Below are 17,368 nucleotides of genomic sequence, written 5' to 3'. Positions count from 1 at the left end.
AAATCCTACTGGGCAGACGACCCTCCGCGCCGGTAAGTTATGCGGCGCACTAGAGACCATTACACGCGAGACCATTGCACACGGGGGTGGGCGGCATGCGGGACCCGGACGTCAGGGAGCTGGTCCGGATGTGGATCTCCGGCTGGGCCGTCTCGCGCGGCTCCGCCGAGCCGGTGGACCGGCCCTGGGGCTGGAGCATCGACGTCGGCGCGCCGGTCGGCGAGGTGGGCCGGCACGTGCTGCCGGAGCCGACCGAGGCCGAGGTCCGCGAGCTCGCCGGGACCGTCACCGCGCCGACCACCTGGCTGAAGCTGTTCGCCGAGGACGACACCGTGCGCCCCTGGCTGGACGAGCGGTGGCGCATGGACGTACCGGGCTTCCTGATGAGCGTCCCGCTCGCCGCCGAGCGGCCCGGGGGCCCGGCCGGGTACACCGTGACCACCTGGGAGCGGGGCGGGGTCCTGCGGGTGCTGGTGCGCACCGAGGACGGGCACCTCGCCGCCCGCGGCCAGGCGGGCCTGGCCGGGCCGGTGGCCGTACCGGACCGGATCACCACCGCGCCCGAGCACCGCCGCCGGGGCCTGGGCGCCGTCGTGATGCGGACGCTCCAGTGCGCCGCGTACGAGCGGGGCGCGCGCACCGGCGTGCTTGTCGGCACCCCGGAGGGACAGGCGCTCTACACGGCGCTCGGCTGGACCACACACGCCCCAATGGCGAGCCTGGTCCTGGACCCGACGCCCCCGGGGGCCCGGCGGAGGCCCTAGCCGTACGGCAGCAGCTCCGGCCGCTTCGCCGGGCGGCCGTCGCCGGAGGAGCGGCCGGTGAGGCGGCGGCCGATCCACGGGCCGACGTGGGTGCCCAGCCAGCGGGCGTCCTCGCGCAGTCGCTCGGCGCGGCCGGCCGGGGCGGCGGCGGGCAGCGGGGCGCGCCAGTCGAAGGCGGCGGGGCGGCCGAGCGCCTCCAGCACGCCCTCGGCGACCCGGCGGTGGCCCTCCGGCGACAGGTGCAGGCGGTCCTCGGCCCACAGCCGGCGGTCGTCGAAGCAGGGCGCGGAGAACAGGTCGACCACCGCGAAGCCGTCCTGCCGGCCCAGCTCCTGGACGAAGGCCTTCAGCCGCAGGATGGCGGGCAACAGCCGGGCGCTGCCGGCCAGGCGGCGGGTGGGGTCGGTGCTGGTGAACAGCACGACGGTGGCACCGGTGGCACGCAGCTCGGCGGCGCAGCGGCCGAGCTGCCGCTCGACGGCGGCGATGTCGCAGCCGGGGCGCAGCACGTCGTTGAGGCCGCCGGCCAGGGTGACCAGCTCGGCGCCCATCGCGGCGGCGGGGGCGAGCTGCTCGTCGTGGATCTGGCCGATGAGCTTGCCGCGGACGGCGAGGTTGGCGTACCGGAAGCCGGTGCCGTTCTCGGCGGCCAGTGCCGCGGCGACCCGGTCGGCCCAGCCCTGGTAGTGGCCGTTCGGCAACAGGTCGTCGCACATGCCCTCGGTGAAGGAGTCTCCGACGGCGACGTAGCTGCGGTAGGGGGTGGGCACGGGCTGGCCTCCGCTCTCCTGGGCCGACCAAGGCGGTTCGACGATCCGACGATCGTACGTGCGTGCCCGCCCTCGGCCGCAGCGGGCCCCACCGTCCACCGCGGCGGGACCCGCCGCCCATCGCGGCGGGCCGCACCGCCCACCGCGGCACCCGGGCGCGCGGCCGTCAGCCGGCCGCGACCGCCGCCTCCTCCTCCGGCTTCCGGGGCGTGAACCAGTGCTCCCGGACGGCGTCGGTGGGCCGCTGCTCCCCGAGGGCGGCCAGGCCCCACTCCCCCAGGGCCTCGACGACCGGCCGCAGTTCGCGGCCGCGCCCGGTCAGCTCGTAGACCATCGCGTTGGCGGGCCGTTCCAGCCGGCGGCGGAGGACCAGCCCGTCGCCCTCCAGCTGCTTGAGCCGGGCGGCCAGGATGTCGGTGGAGACGCCGGGCAGGTCGGCGTGCAGGTCGGTGTAGCGGCGCGGGCCGCCGAGGAGCTCACGGACGATCAGGAGGCTCCAGCGCTCCCCCACCGCGTCCAGGGCGCGGGCGACGGCGCAGTACTGGTCGTAGCTTCGGCGTGACATGCGGATCAGCATAGCCAAGAGGTTGGACTTTCCAAGTACACACTTGGTAGAACAAAGCTGAAGCAACGGAGCGGTGGTGACGGTCGGGAGGCCGCAGATGGAGTTTCGGCAGTCCAGCAAGCTGAATGACGTGTGCTACGAGATCCGGGGCCCGGTGGTCGACCAGGCCAACGCCCTGGAGGAGGCCGGGCACAGCGTGCTGCGGCTGAACACCGGCAACCCCGCCCCGTTCGGCTTCGAGGCGCCCGAGGAGATCATCCAGGACATCATCCGCAACCTGCCCGCGGCGCACGGCTACAGCGACTCGCGCGGCATCCTGCCGGCCCGTCGCGCGGTGGTGCAGTACTACCAGCAGCGCGGTGTGCAGGGCGTCACCGTCAACGACGTCTACCTCGGCAACGGCGTCTCCGAGCTGATCCAGATGGCCGTCACCGCGCTGGTGGACGACGGCGACGAGGTGCTCGTGCCGATGCCCGACTACCCGCTCTGGACGGCCGCGGTCCGGCTGGCCGGCGGCAAGGCCGTGCACTACCTGTGCGACGAAGAGGCCGAGTGGTACCCGGACCTGGACGACATCGCCGCCAAGATCACCGCCCGCACCAGGGCGATCGTCGTCATCAACCCCAACAACCCCACCGGCGCGGTCTACCCGAAGGAACTGCTGGAGGGCATCCTCGACCTGGCCCGCCGCCACCACCTGATGGTGCTGGCCGACGAGATCTACGACAAGATCCTCTACGACGGCGCCGAGCACCACTGCCTGGCCGCGCTGGCCGACGACGTGCTGACGCTCACCTTCAACGGCCTCTCCAAGGCCTACCGGGTGGCCGGCTTCCGCAGCGGCTGGCTGGTGGTCTCCGGCCCCAAGCAGCACGCCACCGACTACCTGGAGGGCCTGACCATGCTCTCCGGCATGCGACTGTGCCCCAACGTGCCCGCCCAGTACGCCGTGCAGGCCGCGCTCGGCGGCCACCAGTCCATCAACGACCTGGTGCTGCCCGGCGGCCGGCTCACCGAGCAGCGCGACATCGCGGTCAAGGCGCTCAACGAGATCCCCGGCGTCAGCTGCGTCAAGCCCAAGGGCGCGCTGTACGCCTTCGCCCGACTGGACCCGGCCGTGCACCGGATCGTCGACGACGAGCGGTTCGTGCTGGACCTGCTGCTGCGCGAGAAGATCCACGTCGTCCAGGGCACCGGCTTCAACTGGCCCCGCCCGGACCACTTCCGCTTCGTCACCCTGCCCCGGGCCGACGACCTGGAGACGGCCATCAACCGGATCGGCCGCTTCCTGGCCACCTACCGCCAGAGCTGACCACGTACCCTGGGCGGCCATGACCGTCCTGCGCTCCGTCGCCCTGTTCGCCCTCGCCGCCCTCGCCGAGATCGGCGGCTGCTGGCTGGTCTGGCAGAGCGTGCGCGAGTCGCGGCCGTGGTGGCTGGCCGGCGTCGGCGTGGTGGTGCTCGGCGCGTACGGCTTCGTCGCCGCGCTGCAGCCGGACAGCCACTTCGGCCGGGTGCTGGCCGCCTACGGCGGGGTGTTCGTGGCCGGCTCGCTGCTGTGGGGCATGGCGGTGGACGGCTTCCGGCCGACCCGCTACGACGTGCTGGGCGCGCTGATCTGCCTGGCCGGGGTCGGCGTGATCATGTACGGGCCCCGGCGCTGACGTGCACGGGCCCCGGCGCCGGACCTCCGGCGCCGGGGCTCCCCAGGGCCCGACGGGACTACCAGCCCCAGCCGCCGCCCTGGCCGTCGTCGTCCCGGTTCGAGTCCCAGCCCTCGCCGACCTCGCGCAGGATCGTGTAGTTGTCGATCTGCGTGCCGTCCTCGGCGAGCGCGGTGACCTTCATGACCGACTTCTGGCCCAGGTGCTTCGGGGTGACGTCGACCCTGATGAAGGAGTAGCCGGTGTAGCGCACCCGCGACCACTGGATGGCCTCGGGGGTCTTCACCCTGCCCTTGCTCCAGTAGTAGGTCTTGACCTCGTCCTGGTGGTTCTCGTGCCCCTCGTAGGTGTCCGGCACGTCGAACTTGTACAGGCTGCGGCCGGCCGCACCCGCGGTGACGTAGACCACGCCGTCCTTGGCCGGCTCGATGGTGGCGCCGCTCGGCACCTGCTTCGAGACCTTGTTGCCGAGGATCGCGTCGGTGCGCTCGTAGATGTGGTTGTGGCCGTTGATGACCAGGTCCACCCGGTACTTCTCGAACAGCGGCACCCAGGCCTCGCGGACACCGCCGTCGGAGGCGTGCGCGACGGTGGTGGAGAAGGCGCAGTGGTGGAAGAAGACCACGACGAAGTCGATGGTCTCGTCGTTGCGCAGGTCCTTGAGGGTGCGCTCCAGCCACTTGGTCTGCTTGTTCGCCGAGATGCCCAGGTTGGCCGGGATCTCGTAGGAGACGTCGTTGGCGTCCAGCGAGACGACGCCGACGTTCTTGTAGCGGAAGGTGTAGACACCGGGGACGGCGCGCGGGTCCGGGCCGTTGTTCGGCAGGAAGAAGCGGGCGTTCTCGCCGCCGTAGCCGTTCGGCGAGTACCAGGCCTCGATGTCGTGGTTGCCGTACGCGACCATCCACGGGATCTCGGCGGCGACCGTCTCGGTCTGCACCAGGAAGTCGTCCCAGGTCTTGGCGTTGAAGACGGACTTGTCCGGGTCGGTGCCGGAACCGGCCGGGTCGGCGTAGCAGATGTCGCCGGCGTGCAGGTGGAAGGCCGGGTTCTGGGCCTTGATGATGTGGTCGTTGCCGGCCGCGTGCGAGCTGACGCCCTGGTCGCCGAAGGCGGTGAAGGTGAACGGCTCGTACACCTTGCCCCAGCGGTGGTCGCGGGAGGGCGCGGTGCGGAAGGTGTGCAGGGTGGAGATCCGCTGCTGCGAGGCCGGGTCGAAGCCCTCGTGGCCGACACCGTAGTAGTAGGTGGTGTCGGGGCGCAGGTCCTCCAGCGCCACGTGCAGGTAGTACTGGTCCACCGGCTGGCTGGTGGGGGTCAGCGCCGGGGTGTGCAGGGCGCGGACCTCGGCCTGGACCTTGTGGCTCAGCTCCCACGGGGTCTTGCCGAAGCGCAGGAACGGCTTCTTGACCGGGGCCGGCACCTGCCAGGAGATGCGGAACTGGGTGTCCGGCTCCGGGCCGAACTGGAGGTGACGGCCGATCGGCGCGACCAGCGACCCGTCGATGCCGTCGGTCGTGCCACCGGTCAGCAGCTGCGGGCCGGCCGGGGCGGCGAAGGCCGTCCCGCCGCCCAGCGCGCCGCCGACGGCGACGGCACCCACGGTCACGGCACCGGCGCGCAGCATCCGGCGGCGGGAGAAGCGGGCCCGCAGGTACTCGTGCTGCTCGGCCATGCTCATGCGGTCGGCAAGCTTGGCCGGCACGCCCATGTTGGGGATATCCATGCGCGGGACTCTTCCAGCGGCGCGTTGATCACGCACGGACGCCGGGTGAACGGGTCGCAGCGTACCCCCCATTCGAACGTCAATGTTCGACCATGATTCGGTAAAGGACGTGTCCGTACCGTTCCGACGCCGCATCATGGCCCGTTCCGCCCCTCGACTTGGGGGTCCGTCGGGTGACGGCGGGGCCGCCCGCGAGTGCGGCCGGGGGTCAGCCGGAGGGCTCGTCCCACTGGGTGGCGGCCCGGTTGCCGGTGCCGTCGCAGGTGCGGCAGATCTCGTCCCGGTACGCGTGCTTGGCGCCGGTCGCGTCCACCCGGTAGCGCACGTACACCCCGGTGCCGTCGCAGAGGAAGCAGTTGCCGCCCCCGCCGCCCACCTCGGTGGTGCCGGTGCCCTGGCAGGTCCGGCAGCTGAGCCCGGCGGTCCGGCCGGTGCCCGCGCAGATGCGGCAGACCGTCGTCATCGGCTTCCTCCCTCGCGCGCAGACGGCTCGGCGCCGTCCGGGACGGTCCGACGCCACCGGTCATGGTAGTGGTGATGACCCGGGGACAGGCCCTGCTCCGCCCCCGGTGGATACGATCTGACGATCAGCCCGTAGTGCCGGGGCGCCGTCTCACTCGGGCAGGCCCTCGCGCACCCGCCGGGAGACCGAGATCAGCTGGAGGTCGAGCAGCCCCGGCGGATCGGCCAGGCCCGGACCGCCCGCGCGCACCCAGGCGGCGATGTCGTCGATCATCTCGTCCATCAGCACGAAGCCCAGCCAGACCGGCCGGCCGCCCGCCGCCCGGCCCTCGGCGGAGGGGCCGACCACCACCACGTTGGACTGGGTGCACACGTCCAGGCAGGTGACCGCCCGGACCCGGCCCGCCGAGCCCACCGCCGTCCGCAGCCGCTCGTACTGGCCCGCGTGGTCCACCCCGGGGTGCTTCGCCTCGGTGCCGCAGCAGCAGCCCCGGCAGACCGTGACGGTCACCGGGGCGCCGGCGCCCCGCTTGCGGTCCCGGGCACCGTCGCGGTCTCGGCGGCTCATCGGTTCTCCTGACCCCTCCTGGTCGGCGGCGCGCTGCGCACCGGCCTCCGCACTGTACCCGTCACCCCTCCGGCGCCCCGGCCGCGGGTCCCGCCGGACGCCGGCCGGGGGCCTTTCCCCCGGACCTGCGCGGACCCGGCAAGGACCCAGGAGACGGGCCCTGGAGGTACGGACCGGTAGATGTCGGCCACCGGGACGCCGTTCCCGGAGTGTCGCCGCCGGAATGTCGCTCCCGGGGTGTAGATCGGGGGGTTCAGGCCGGGGGCGGCGGATCGGGGGGTCCGATCGGGTTGCGGTCCCACGGCGTCGATCTCACGGCCCAGGGGGAATCCGTGGTCACCGAAACAGCACCGCCCAGAGCCACGACCGGTCCGGTCTCGCTGTACGAGGGGAACAGCATCGAGGAGCTCCGCCACGTGGTGGGCGAGCGCCTGGCCCCGCACCGGCTGACGGTGCTGGGCGAACAGCGGCTCCCGGGCCGGTTCCGGTCCTTCCACGAGGGCCCGGTGGCGCTCTACGACCTCGGGTACGGGGCACCGGTGTGCCTGCGGACCGGAGAGCTGCCGGACTTCTACAACGTCATCCTGCCGTACGCCGGGGGCGGCCGGGTCGTCGCCAACGGCACCGAGCTGGCGTCCGTGCTGTCCGTGGCCGGGCCGGGCGACCGGGTCACCATGGAGTGGGACGCCGCGGCCCTGAACGGGGCCCTGGCGATGTCCCGGCAGACGGTGGAGCAGGCGCTCGCCGTCCGACTGGGCGACCTGCCGCAGGAGCGGCTGCGTTTCGCGCCGGTCCTCGACCCGGCCGACCCTGCCGTCCGGTGCTGGCTCGAACTGGCCGGGGCCTTCCGCGAGTTCGCCGTCTCGGCGCTGGGCCGCCAGTCCCGCCTGAGCCTGCAGCACTTCGAGAAGTTGCTGGTCGAGGGCCTGCTGGACGCCCAACCCCACTCACTGGGCCGGGAGACGGCCGACCGCGGCCGCGCGCTGCTGCCGAGCGCCCTGCGCCGGGCCACCGACTACTGCGCCGAACACGCCGACGAGGCGCTGTCCGTGGCCGACATCGCCCAGGCCGCCCGGGTCAGCCTGCGCACCCTGCGGGAGGGGTTCCGGCGCCACCTGGACACCACGCCGCTGGCCTACCTGCGGCGCGTACGGCTCGACCGCGCCCACCACGACCTGCTCGCCATCGCCGACGGCCGGGCCACCGGCACGGTGACCGAGGTGGCCTGTCGCTGGGGCTTCACCCACCTCGGGCGGTTCAGCGCGGACTACCGCCGCGTGTACGGGCACTCGCCCTCGCAGACCCTCGGCCGCAACGCCTGACCGATGGCCCGGCAGCCGGTGCGCCCCCGACCGGGGGGGCGCACCGCGTCGCGGGGCCCGCTCACCCCTCCCCGGCCGCCCCGCGCCGCGCTTCCGCACCCCGGCGCTCCCGCGCTCCTCGCGCCCCGCTACCCGACCGCCCGCGCCGCCGCCCGTCCCGCCGTACGGCCCGAGAACAGGCAGCCGCCCAGGAAGGTCCCCTCCAGCGAGCGGTACCCGTGCACGCCCCCGCCGCCGAACCCGGCGGCCTCGCCGGCCGCGTACACCCCGGGCAGCACCTCGCCGTCCGGCCGCAGCACCCGGGAGGACAGGTCGGTCTCCAGTCCGCCCAGCGACTTGCGGGTCAGGATGTTCAGCCGGACGGCGATCAGCGGGGCGGCGGCCGGGTCGAGGATGCGGTGCGGGGCGGCGGTGCGGATGAGCCGGTCGCCGAGGTGGCGGCGGGCGCCGTGGATCGCGGTGACCTGGAGGTCCTTGGCGAAGGGGTTGACCACCTGCCGGTCGCGGTCCTCGACGGTGCGGCGCAGCCCGTCCGGGTCGATCAGCGGCTCGCCGGCCCTGGCGTTCATGCCCCGGGCGAGGTCGGCGAGGTTCCCGGCGACCACGAAGTCCGGCCCGTGCCGCAGGTGGCCCCGGACCGGCCCGGGGGCACCTGGCAGCGCCCGCCCGAGCACGCCGCGCACCGACTTCCCGGTCAGGTCGGGGTTCTGCTCGGAGCCGGAGAGGGTGAACTCCTTCTCGACGATGCGCTGGTTGAGCACGAACCAGGTGTACTCGTACCCGGTGGACATGATGTGTTCGAGCGTCCCGAGGGTGTCGAAACCGGGGAACAGCGGGACGGGCAGCCGCTCGCCGCGCGCGTCCAGCCAGAGCGAGGAGGGGCCGGGCAGGATGCGGATGCCGTGCCGGGCCCAGATCGGGTCCCAGTTCTCGATGCCCTCGGTGTAGTGCCACATCCGGTCGCCGTTGATCAGGCTGGCCCCGGCCCGGCCGGCGACCTCCAGCATCAGTCCGTCCACGTGCGCGGGCACGCCGGAGAGCAGCCTGGCGGGCGGGGTGCCGAGCCGGGCCGGCCAGGCCTTGCGGACCAGGTCGTGGTTGCCGCCGATGCCGCCGGAGGTGACGACCACGGCCTGGGCGCGCAGTTCGAAGCTCCCGGCGACCTCGCGCGAGCTGGCCTCGCCCCGGCCCGCCGGGCTCGGCACCAGCACCTCGCCGGTGACGGTGTCGACGGCGCCCGCGGTGGCGGACAGCCCGGTGACCCGGTGCCGGAAGCGCAGGTCCACCAGGCCGCGCGCGGCGGCCGCCCGGACCCTGCGGACGAAGGGCGCCAGCAGCCCGGGCCCGGTGCCCCAGGTGATGTGGAAGCGCGGCACCGAGTTGCCGGGCCCGTCGGCGAGGAAACCGCCGCGCTCGGCCCAGCCGACCACCGGGAAGAACCGCACGCCCATTCCGTGCAGCCAGGAGCGCTTCTCGCCCGCCGCGAAGTCCACGTACGCCTCGGCCCAGCGGCGCGGCCAGGCGTCCTCGGGCCGGTCGAAGCCGGCCGTGCCGAGCCAGTCCTGCCAGGCGAGGGCGTGCGAGTCGCGTATCCGCATCCGGCGCTGCTCGGGCGAGTCGACCAGGAAGAGGCCGCCGAAGGACCAGTGCGCCTGGCCGCCGAAGGAGGCCGCGGGTTCCTGGTCGAGCAGGATCACCTTCCGTCCCGCGTCGGCGAGTTCGGCGGTGGCGGCGAGGCCCGCGAGGCCCGCCCCGATGACGATGACGTCGGCGTCCAGGGCCATGCGCAGTCCTCCGTCGCGGCTCGCGGTGGCGGCGCGCCCGGGACACGCCGTCGCTGTGCGCCCGATACTGCGGTCTGCGGCGAGGTCCGGTCAACCGGCGGGTGACAACCGTCGGGCCGAATTCCGCTCCGGGGCGTTTCGGAATTGCCGTCAACAGCCGCGCGGCGCGCGGTCGGGCGAATTGCGAAATGCCGTCCGAGGCCGCCTGACGGGATATCGGCAATTTCCGCGCAAACCATGGACGCCCGGGAAACCTGGCAGTAACTTACCTGCGAGTAGCTGCGGCCCGGCTCGGCACGACCCCCACCCGTCGTTTCTCTCCCCCCAGGAGGAACCGTGCTCCGCCCTGCCCGGAAATTCCGGCACCTCCGGAATTCCACCGCACTCGCCGCCGTCGCCCTCGGCGCCGCGCTCGCGCTCACCTCCACCGCCGCCCAGGCCGCCACCCCGGCGCCCAAGCACTACGTGGCGCTCGGCGACTCCTACGCCGCGGGCGCCGGCGTGCCGGGCCAGTCGGCCGGCCTGTGCCTGCGCTCCGACCGCAACTACGGCCACCTGGTCGCCGCCGCCCTCAAGGCCGACGCGTACACCGACGCCACCTGCTCCGCCGCCAAGATCAAGGCGATGACCCAGCCCCAGTACGACGCCTTCATCCGGGTCAACGACCCCCAGCTGGACTCGGTGACCGCCGACACCGACCTGGTCACCCTCGGGATCGGCGGCAACGACCTCGCGGCCAGCGACCTCGGCCTCGGCGAACTGGTCGCCACCTGCATCGCCGGCGCCGTCGTCAACCCGCTCGGCACGCCCTGCAAGGACGTCTACCACCACGGCTACTGGGACTGGAGCAGCATGTCCTGGCAGTACGGCACCGACGACCTGGCCGAGCGGATCCGCACCACCATCGCCCCGCAGCTGGCCGACACCCTCCGGCGGATCCACGCCAAGGCGCCGGGCGCCAGGGTGCTGCTGGTCGGCTACCCGTCCGTGCTGCCCGCCGACGGCTCGAAGTGCGTCCTGCGCCAGCCGGTGACCCCGGGCGACGTCGAGTACATGCACGGCGTGCTGGACAAGCTGAACGCCGCCCTGAAGTCCACCGCGGCCGCCAACGGCGCGACCTACGTGGACACCGCCACGCCGACCCTCGGGCACGACGTCTGCTCGGACGACCGCTGGATCGAGGGCGCGCTGCCCGGCTCGCCCGCCGTGCCGTTCCACCCGAACGCGACCGGCGAGCGGGTGATGGCGCAGGCGGTGCTCGCGGCGCTGAAGTAACGCCGCCGCCCGCCGGCCCGGCCCCGGAAAGCCCTGGCGGACCGGGCCCGGAAAGCCCCGAGGGGCCGGTGACCAGACCCCGGTCACCGGCCCCTCGGTTCGGTACGCGCGCTACTCGGACTTCGCGGCGGTGGCGGTGGTGGTGGCGGAGGCACCGGCGGCCAGCCCGGCCGACCACTTCTCCTCGACGTTGCCGAACTTCCAGTAGGCGATCGCCGCGGCCCAGGTGAGCACGAACAGCCCGACGATCGCGTAGCCGACGAAGTTGAGGTCGAGCCCGCCGATCCAGGCGACCGGGCCGCTGGTGATGTCCAGCTTCTCGCCGAGCAGACCGATCAGCTCGATCGATCCGATCACCAGCGCGACCAGCACCGACAGCCCGGTGACGGTCAGGTTGTAGTAGATCTTGCGGACCGGCTTGGAGAAGGCCCACTCGTACGCGAAGTTCATGAACGAGCCGTCGATGGTGTCCAGCAGGCTCATCCCGGCCGCGAACAGGATCGGCAGGGTGAGCAGCGCGTACCAGGGCAGCGAGAAGGCCGCCGCGCCGCCCGCCAGCACCAGCAGGGACACCTCGGTGGCGGTGTCGAAGCCCAGGCCGAACAGCAGGCCCACCGGGTACATGTGCCAGGGCTTGGTGACGGCCCTGGTGACCCGGCCGAGGATGCGGTTCATCAGCCCGCGCCGCTCCAACTGGCGCTCCAGCTCCGCCTCGTCGTAGTCACCGTGGCGCATCCGGCGGAAGACCTTGAGGATGCCGTTGAAGGCGCCCAGGTTGATCAGGCCGAGCAGCAGCAGGAAGGTGCCGGAGACGGTGACGCCGATCAGGCCGGTCATCTCGTGCAGCGTCGAGTCGTCGGACTCCAGCTGGCCGGCCAGCGAGCGGATGCCGAAGGCCAGCAGCGTGCAGAGGCCGAAGACGATCGAGGAGTGCCCGAGCGAGAACCAGAAGCCGACCGACAGCGGACGCTTGCCCTGGCCCATCAGCTTGCGGGTGGTGTTGTCGATGGCGGCGATGTGGTCCGCGTCGAAGGCGTGCCGCATGCCGAGGGTGTAGGCGGTCAGGCCCATGCCCGCGCCGAACACCTGGCCGCCGACGTCGTAGTGCTCGGGCTCCACCAGGGCGAGCAGCGTGAACCAGCCGATGACGTGCAGCGCGAGGATGAAGCCGCCCATTCCGGCCAGGCGGATCCACTCCTCACGGGTGAGTCGGTCGCGCCATCGGGGGGCGGTCATCGTCGTGTCCTTTCGGTCGGGCGGTCGAAGCTGGGCCATCTTTCCGCCTCGGTGCGCGCAGTTGCAAGTCATGCGCAATTACGGATTCGTCTCCCTTCGCCTCCACCCCCCTCCCGAAGATCGTCACGACTCGTACAGGGCTTCTTAACCTCCGGGGACTTTCACCGGGCGCTCTACGCGCGGATACTCCCGTTCTACGCGCGAAAACTGAGCGCTGCCCCCTCAACTCCCCACGGAGGAACGGCTCATGACGATCCGTATTCGAACCGCCGCCGCCCTCGTCGGAGCGGCGCTGCTCGCGGCCGGTCTCACCACCCCCGCCGCCACCGCCGCGCCCGCCACCACCGCCGCCAAGGCCGCCGCGGTCAGCGCGACCCCGCACCGGGTGCTGTTCGACAACAGCAAGGCCGAGACCGCGGGCAACGCCGACTGGATCATCAGCACCAGCCAGCCCGACCCGCTCGCCCAGAACGCCAACCCCACCACCGAGAAGAGCTGGACCGGCGCCCTGTCCGCCTGGGGCGTCGCCCTGCAGAAGACCGGCCAGTACAGCCTGAAGACCCTCCCGGCCGGCTCCACCATCAGCTACGGCACCGGCGCCGCGCTCGACCTCGCCAACTTCGACACCTTCGTGATCCCGGAGCCCAACATCCGGTTCAGCGCGAGCGAGAAGACCGCGATCATGAAGTTCGTCCAGAACGGCGGCGGGCTCTTCCTGATCTCCGACCACGTCAACAGCGACCGCAACAACGACGGCTGGGACTCCCCGAAGATCATCAACGACCTGCTGACCAGCAACGGGGTGAACAACAACGACCCCTTCGGCTTCTCCGTCGACCTGCTCAACATCACCACCGACAACCCGCGCGCGGTCAACGACGCGACCGACCCGGTGCTGCACGGCTCCTTCGGCACCGTCACCGGCTCGATCCTGCGCAACGGCACCACCTTCACCCTCAAGCCCGCCGACAACCCGAACGTCAAGGGCCTGGTCTACCGGACCGGCTACAGCGGGAACACCGGCGCCTTCTTCGTCACCAGCACCTTCGGCTCCGGCCGGGTCGCGATCTGGGGCGACAGCTCCCCGATCGACGACGGCACCGGCCAGTCCGGCAACACCCTGTACAACGGCTGGGACGACCCGGCGGGCACCGACGCCGCCCTCGCCCTCAACGCCACCGCCTGGCTGAGCAAGGCCTGACCGGCCGCGCACCCGAGGGGGCGCCCCGTCTCCGGCGGCGCCCCCTCGGCCGGGCCCCCTCATCAGGCCGAGAACCGCTCTCATCAGGCCAAGAACCGCGCCCTCCCCTACTGTCGAAGTACCGAACCGTCGCGACGCCGACGCCCGGGACCGATGGGAGCGGCCATGCCGTCCTACCCCTTCCACACCACCCGCGAGGACCTGCGCATCCCACTGCCCGACGGCACACGACTGGCCGCCCGGCTGTGGCGGCCGGTCGGCGGCGAACCCGGCCCCGCGCTGCTGGAGTACTCCGGCGGCCGCCTCAGCGACCGGACCGCCGCCGAGGACTCCCGCCGCCACCCGTGGTACGCGGGCCACGGCTACGCCGCCGTCCGGGTCGACACCCGCGGGCACGGCAACTCCGAGGGCATCCCCGGCGAGCCCGGCGGCGCGCAGGATCTGACCGACGGCACCGCCGTGGTCACCTGGCTCGCCCGCCGCCCCTGGTGCAACGGCCGGCTCGGCCTGCTCGGCGTCGGCACGGCCGGCACCACCGCCCTGCGCCTCGCCGCCCGGGCCCCCGAGACCGTCGGCGCCGTCGTCACCGCCTGCCCCGAGGGCGGCCACCGGCTCGGCGGAGCCGTACTCGCCGCCGACCTCCACAACCGGCTCACCGCGCTGATCGCCGACGCCGCCCTGCCGCCGGACCCGCGGCACGTCGGCGACGCCTGGCGGGCCGCCTGGCTCGCCAGGCTGGAGTCGCTGCGGCCGCCCGTCGAGGAGTGGCTCGCGGCCGGCGAGTCCACCGTCCCGGTGTCCGTCCCCGCCCTCGCGGTGACCGGCTGGGGCGACCCGTCCTGCTCCTTCGTGCTGCGGCTGCTCGCCGAGTCACCCACCGCCCGCGCCCTGATCGGCCCCTGGCCGCACGGCCTGCCCGAGCCCGCCCTGCCCGACACCCTGCGCTGGTGGGATCACTGGCTGCGCGGCATCGACACCGGCGCCCTCAAGGAACCCGCCCTGCGCAGCTGGCTCGGCACCCGCTGGACCGGTGACGAGGCCTGGCCCTCCCCCGACGTCCGCGAGATCCACTACGGCCTGGACGGGCCGCTGCGCACCGCCGGCACCGCCTCCGACGACCGGTACGTGCGGGTCCGCTCCCCGCAGCACACCGGCCTCAACGCCGGCGCCTACGTCCCGCACGGCCGCCCCGCCGACCGGCCGCCGGACCAGCGCGAGGAGGACGGCCGCTCGGTCTGCTTCGACTCCCAGCCGCTGCCCGAGCCGGTCGAGCTGCTCGGCGCCCCCACCGTACGGCTGCGGCTGCGCGAGGACGGCGTGCCCGCCCAGGTCGCGGTGCGGCTGTGCGCGGTCGACCCGGACGGCACCTCCGAGCTGGTCACCCGGGGCGTCCTGGCCGCCGAGGGGCCGGACGCCGAGGTCGAACTCGCGGCCTGCGCCTGGACCTTCCCCGCCGGGCACCGGCTGCGCCTCGCCCTCTCCTCGGTCTACTGGCCCTGGGTGTGGCCCCCGGCCGACGACACCGGGTACGGCGTCGACCCGTCCCGCTCCACCCTGAGCCTGCCGGTGCGCCACCTCGCCGCCGACGTCGGCGCCCCGCCCGTCACCTTCGAGCCCCCGGAGCTGCCCGAACCCCTCGACGTCCACCTCACCGAGCCGCTCACCGCCCGGCCCGAACACGTCACCGTGCACGACATCGGCCGCCACGAGTGGCGCACCGAGCTCTCCCCCGCCGGCGACGGCACCCGCACCCACCCCGACGGCCTGGTCCGCGACGAGCACACCGTCACCGCCTACCGCGTGCTCACCGGCGCCCCGCTCAGCGCCCAGGCCCGCACCGACCACACCGTCCGGCTGGAGCGGCCCGACATCGGCTGGGACGTCACCGTCCAGACCCGCACCCAACTGCGCTGCGACGCCGACCACTTCATCAGCATCGTGCAACTGCGGGCACTGGAGGCGGGCTCGGTGGTGTTCACCCGGGAGTGGCAGCACCGGGTGGCCCGGGAGAGCTGATCAAAGATTTCCTTATGCGCTTGCCTTATATTTCGACATTGGCTTATAAATGGCCCCCATGAAGACCATGAGGACCGTCGGCCTGATCGGCGGCATGAGCTGGGAGTCCACCGCCGAGTACTACCGCCTGCTGAACCGGCTCACCCGCGAGCGCCTCGGGGGACTGCACTCCGCCCGACTCGTGCTCTACTCCGTCGACTTCGCGCAGATCGAGCGGCTGCAGGCGGCCGGCCGGTGGGAGGAGGCCGGCGAGGTCCTCGCCGACGCGGCCCGGTCACTGGAGGCGGCGGGCGCCGACCTGCTGCTGATCTGCACCAACACCATGCACAAGGTCGCCGACCAGGTCGCGGCGGCGGTCTCCGTCCCCCTGCTGCACCTGGCCGACACCACGGCGGCGGCCGTCCGGGCGGCGGGCCTGCGGCGGGTCGGGCTGCTCGGGACGGCCTTCACGATGGAACAGGACTTCTACCGCGGCCGGTTGACGGCGGGCGGCCTGGACGTCCTGGTGCCGCAGGCGGACTCGCGCGCCCTGGTCCACCGGGTGATCTACGAGGAGCTGTGCGTCGGACAGGTCCGCGAGGAGTCCCGGGCAGCGTACCGGCGGGTGATCGGGGACCTGGTGGCCGGGGGCGCGGAGGGGATCGTCCTCGGCTGCACCGAGATCGAACTGCTGGTCCGGCCGGAGGACAGCCCGGTGCCCGTCTTCCCCACCACCCGGCTGCACGCCGAAGCGGCGGTCGACGCCGCCCTGGCCGGCCTCTGACGGGTCCGGACGATTCCTCGGCGACGACTACACCTTCATCAAGGGCGAGGTCACCCCTAACGCCGCCCTCGGCACCAGGTCGCCCACTTCAACGACCCGGACGGCACCAACCTGGAGATCTTCCGCCCCGAGGGCGGCTTCGCCAGCTAGGAGTTCGCGGCGGCGGGTTGTCGGAGTCGGCCACGCAGGGCCGCCCGGGCCCGGGCGACGCCGCCGGGGGTGGCGGGCGCGCCGGTGCCGACGGCAACGGCCCTCGTGCCGAGGCCCGCGCAGGCGCGGCAGATGCCGGGGCGGGGCACCGGATCGTGGCAACGGCCGCACTCAGCATACGGATTGGGCGGGGCTTCGGGGCGTTCCGGCGGCAGCTTGCGTTGCAGGCGGTCCCGGAGGATCGCCGCCGGGCAGTGCATCGGCTGCGGCAGCCCGGGGATCAGGGCCTGGGCCAACTCGGCCTCGCTGCACCCCCGTTCCAGCCATTGCGCGACGAGCGGCGCCAGCGCCTGTGCCTCGGCCTCGCCGAGGCGCAGGCGGGGCTCGGGCCTGATCACCCGGAACAGGGTGGCCACGGCGGCCCGCGTCCGTTCATCCGGGAGGGTGGGTTCTTGTCCCGGGTCATTTACGGGAGGGGTGACAGCACCGCCGGAACTCCCTCCACCGGAGGCCGGGCGGGGGACAGTCGGTGCGGGCTGAGGGGTGTCGAAGACGTGGGCCTCGGAGCGGACGGTGCCGTCGGCCCTCCGGACCTTGTCGACCCGGTAGTACCCGGCGTCCTTGAGTTCTTTGAGCGCCCGCCGCACGGCACCCCGCCCCTGCGGACTGCTGTCCGCCATCTGCCGCCCGTCCTCCCTCCAGCCGTCGGGGCGGGAGAGCAGGTCGGCGAGGAGGCCGCGGGCGGTGTAGCTGAGCCGACGGTCCTGCAACAGGCCGTTCGGAAGAACGGTGAACGCGCGCGTGTGCGCGTTACGATGAATCCGCATCTGGAGCTGTTCTCCTGGTGCCAGACCCCGGGGTGTTCCCGCACCGCCGGGGTCTCCTATGCTCTGTTGATGATGCGGAAAGTAGCACATCGACTACGAAGAGTGCGAACGGTTCTCGCGCGAAGCTCTGACCCCCACACCACGTACGCCCCCACCTTCGGGGGGGGGGGGGGGGCCCCCCCGCGGAGCCACCCCAGCCCCGACCAAACGAATTGGGGCCGGAGATAGCCCCGAAAACGGGCCCCAAGGGAGGCGGCCGCCCCGACCGGAGCAGG

Annotated in this window: 14 protein-coding genes and 2 pseudogenes; 8 read left to right on the top strand and 8 right to left on the bottom strand. The window is 73.1% G+C overall.

The features are described from left to right. Positions 1–95 precede the first annotated feature (95 nt). Complete coding sequence (locus ACWDBE_RS25770; protein ID WP_449789967.1) at positions 96–764, top strand: GNAT family N-acetyltransferase; 669 nt, start codon at positions 96–98, stop codon at positions 762–764. Here ACWDBE_RS25770 and ACWDBE_RS25765 read toward each other — a convergent pair. After that, positions 761–1,534, bottom strand: coding sequence for an SGNH/GDSL hydrolase family protein (locus ACWDBE_RS25765; RefSeq protein WP_449789968.1), 774 nt, complete (start codon positions 1,532–1,534; stop codon positions 761–763). The two genes, ACWDBE_RS25770 and ACWDBE_RS25765, sit on opposite strands and share 4 nt — an antisense overlap. A gap of 211 nt (positions 1,535–1,745) precedes the next feature. Continuing rightward, positions 1,746–2,099, bottom strand: a pseudogene (locus tag ACWDBE_RS25760) (winged helix-turn-helix transcriptional regulator); the annotation flags it as partial. 97 nt (positions 2,100–2,196) lie between these two features. Here ACWDBE_RS25760 and ACWDBE_RS25755 point away from each other — a divergent pair. Then, positions 2,197–3,411 carry a pyridoxal phosphate-dependent aminotransferase gene (locus ACWDBE_RS25755; protein WP_392868994.1) on the top strand — a complete coding sequence of 405 codons (1,215 nt, stop codon included), beginning with the start codon at positions 2,197–2,199 and terminating at the stop codon, positions 3,409–3,411. Between the two features lie 19 nt (positions 3,412–3,430). Then, entirely contained in the window at positions 3,431–3,763 is a 333-nt protein-coding gene (locus tag ACWDBE_RS25750) for a YnfA family protein (protein ID WP_449789969.1), read from the top strand. Between the two features lie 58 nt (positions 3,764–3,821). Here ACWDBE_RS25750 and ACWDBE_RS25745 read toward each other — a convergent pair whose 3' ends face one another. From ACWDBE_RS25745 to ACWDBE_RS25735, 3 genes are all read right to left on the bottom strand, one after another. Further along, the gene (locus ACWDBE_RS25745) at positions 3,822–5,489 is read right to left on the bottom strand and encodes a purple acid phosphatase family protein (protein ID WP_449789970.1); all 1,668 of its coding nucleotides are present in this window, start codon (positions 5,487–5,489) and stop codon (positions 3,822–3,824) included. A 208-nt stretch (positions 5,490–5,697) separates the two neighbouring features. After that, positions 5,698–5,952, bottom strand: a complete 255-nt coding sequence (locus ACWDBE_RS25740) for a hypothetical protein (RefSeq protein ID WP_359912273.1) — start codon at positions 5,950–5,952, stop codon at positions 5,698–5,700. A 150-nt stretch (positions 5,953–6,102) separates the two neighbouring features. Continuing rightward, positions 6,103–6,519 carry a (2Fe-2S) ferredoxin domain-containing protein gene (locus ACWDBE_RS25735; RefSeq protein ID WP_402410993.1) on the bottom strand — a complete coding sequence of 139 codons (417 nt, stop codon included), beginning with the start codon at positions 6,517–6,519 and terminating at the stop codon, positions 6,103–6,105. Positions 6,520–6,851: 332 nt separating this feature from the next. Here ACWDBE_RS25735 and ACWDBE_RS25730 point away from each other — a divergent pair, with 332 nt between their 5' ends. Beyond that, on the top strand, positions 6,852–7,841 hold the full coding sequence (locus ACWDBE_RS25730; protein ID WP_449809228.1) for an AraC family transcriptional regulator: 990 nt from the start codon (positions 6,852–6,854) through the stop codon (positions 7,839–7,841). 128 nt (positions 7,842–7,969) lie between these two features. On the opposite strand, the gene ACWDBE_RS25725 is transcribed toward ACWDBE_RS25730, so the two are convergent. Further along, positions 7,970–9,625 carry an FAD-binding dehydrogenase gene (locus ACWDBE_RS25725; RefSeq protein WP_449809227.1) on the bottom strand — a complete coding sequence of 552 codons (1,656 nt, stop codon included), beginning with the start codon at positions 9,623–9,625 and terminating at the stop codon, positions 7,970–7,972. Between the two features lie 336 nt (positions 9,626–9,961). Here ACWDBE_RS25725 and ACWDBE_RS25720 point away from each other — a divergent pair, with 336 nt between their 5' ends. Continuing rightward, the gene (locus ACWDBE_RS25720; protein ID WP_449789973.1) at positions 9,962–10,900 is read left to right on the top strand and encodes an SGNH/GDSL hydrolase family protein; all 939 of its coding nucleotides are present in this window, start codon (positions 9,962–9,964) and stop codon (positions 10,898–10,900) included. A gap of 111 nt (positions 10,901–11,011) precedes the next feature. Here ACWDBE_RS25720 and ACWDBE_RS25715 read toward each other — a convergent pair whose 3' ends face one another. Beyond that, positions 11,012–12,136, bottom strand: coding sequence for a HoxN/HupN/NixA family nickel/cobalt transporter (locus ACWDBE_RS25715; RefSeq protein ID WP_449809226.1), 1,125 nt, complete (start codon positions 12,134–12,136; stop codon positions 11,012–11,014). A 247-nt stretch (positions 12,137–12,383) separates the two neighbouring features. Here ACWDBE_RS25715 and ACWDBE_RS25710 point away from each other — a divergent pair. The 3 genes and pseudogenes from ACWDBE_RS25710 to ACWDBE_RS25700 form a co-directional block, all read left to right on the top strand. Beyond that, positions 12,384–13,334, top strand: a pseudogene (locus ACWDBE_RS25710) (hydrolase); the annotation flags it as partial. 168 nt (positions 13,335–13,502) lie between these two features. Beyond that, the gene (locus ACWDBE_RS25705) at positions 13,503–15,353 is read left to right on the top strand and encodes a CocE/NonD family hydrolase (protein WP_449809225.1); all 1,851 of its coding nucleotides are present in this window, start codon (positions 13,503–13,505) and stop codon (positions 15,351–15,353) included. Between the two features lie 67 nt (positions 15,354–15,420). Then, a complete protein-coding gene (locus ACWDBE_RS25700) occupies positions 15,421–16,116 on the top strand; it encodes an aspartate/glutamate racemase family protein (RefSeq protein ID WP_449789991.1) in 696 nt (231 codons plus the stop codon). Between the two features lie 146 nt (positions 16,117–16,262). Here ACWDBE_RS25700 and ACWDBE_RS25695 read toward each other — a convergent pair whose 3' ends face one another. Next, positions 16,263–17,093, bottom strand: coding sequence for a hypothetical protein (locus ACWDBE_RS25695; RefSeq protein ID WP_449789976.1), 831 nt, complete (start codon positions 17,091–17,093; stop codon positions 16,263–16,265). Between the last annotated feature and the right edge of the window lie 275 nt (positions 17,094–17,368).

Source organism: Kitasatospora sp. NPDC001132 (genome assembly GCF_053598415.1).
The sequence above is the reverse complement of the archived record's forward strand: the minus strand, read 5'-3'. Positions and strand labels throughout refer to the sequence as shown.

Coding starts and splice junctions, on each gene's coding strand:
- ACWDBE_RS25745 (WP_449789970.1), bottom strand. CDS start 5,489: ATGGATATCCCCAACATGGGCGTGCCGGCCAAGCTTGCCGACCGCATG.
- ACWDBE_RS25770 (WP_449789967.1), top strand. CDS start 96: ATGCGGGACCCGGACGTCAGGGAGCTGGTCCGGATGTGGATCTCCGGC.
- ACWDBE_RS25715 (WP_449809226.1), bottom strand. CDS start 12,136: ATGACCGCCCCCCGATGGCGCGACCGACTCACCCGTGAGGAGTGGATC.
- ACWDBE_RS25750 (WP_449789969.1), top strand. CDS start 3,431: ATGACCGTCCTGCGCTCCGTCGCCCTGTTCGCCCTCGCCGCCCTCGCC.
- ACWDBE_RS25705 (WP_449809225.1), top strand. CDS start 13,503: ATGCCGTCCTACCCCTTCCACACCACCCGCGAGGACCTGCGCATCCCA.
- ACWDBE_RS25735 (WP_402410993.1), bottom strand. CDS start 6,519: ATGAGCCGCCGAGACCGCGACGGTGCCCGGGACCGCAAGCGGGGCGCC.
- ACWDBE_RS25700 (WP_449789991.1), top strand. CDS start 15,421: ATGAGGACCGTCGGCCTGATCGGCGGCATGAGCTGGGAGTCCACCGCC.
- ACWDBE_RS25725 (WP_449809227.1), bottom strand. CDS start 9,625: ATGGCCCTGGACGCCGACGTCATCGTCATCGGGGCGGGCCTCGCGGGC.
- ACWDBE_RS25755 (WP_392868994.1), top strand. CDS start 2,197: ATGGAGTTTCGGCAGTCCAGCAAGCTGAATGACGTGTGCTACGAGATC.
- ACWDBE_RS25740 (WP_359912273.1), bottom strand. CDS start 5,952: ATGACGACGGTCTGCCGCATCTGCGCGGGCACCGGCCGGACCGCCGGG.
- ACWDBE_RS25695 (WP_449789976.1), bottom strand. CDS start 17,093: ATGCGGATTCATCGTAACGCGCACACGCGCGCGTTCACCGTTCTTCCG.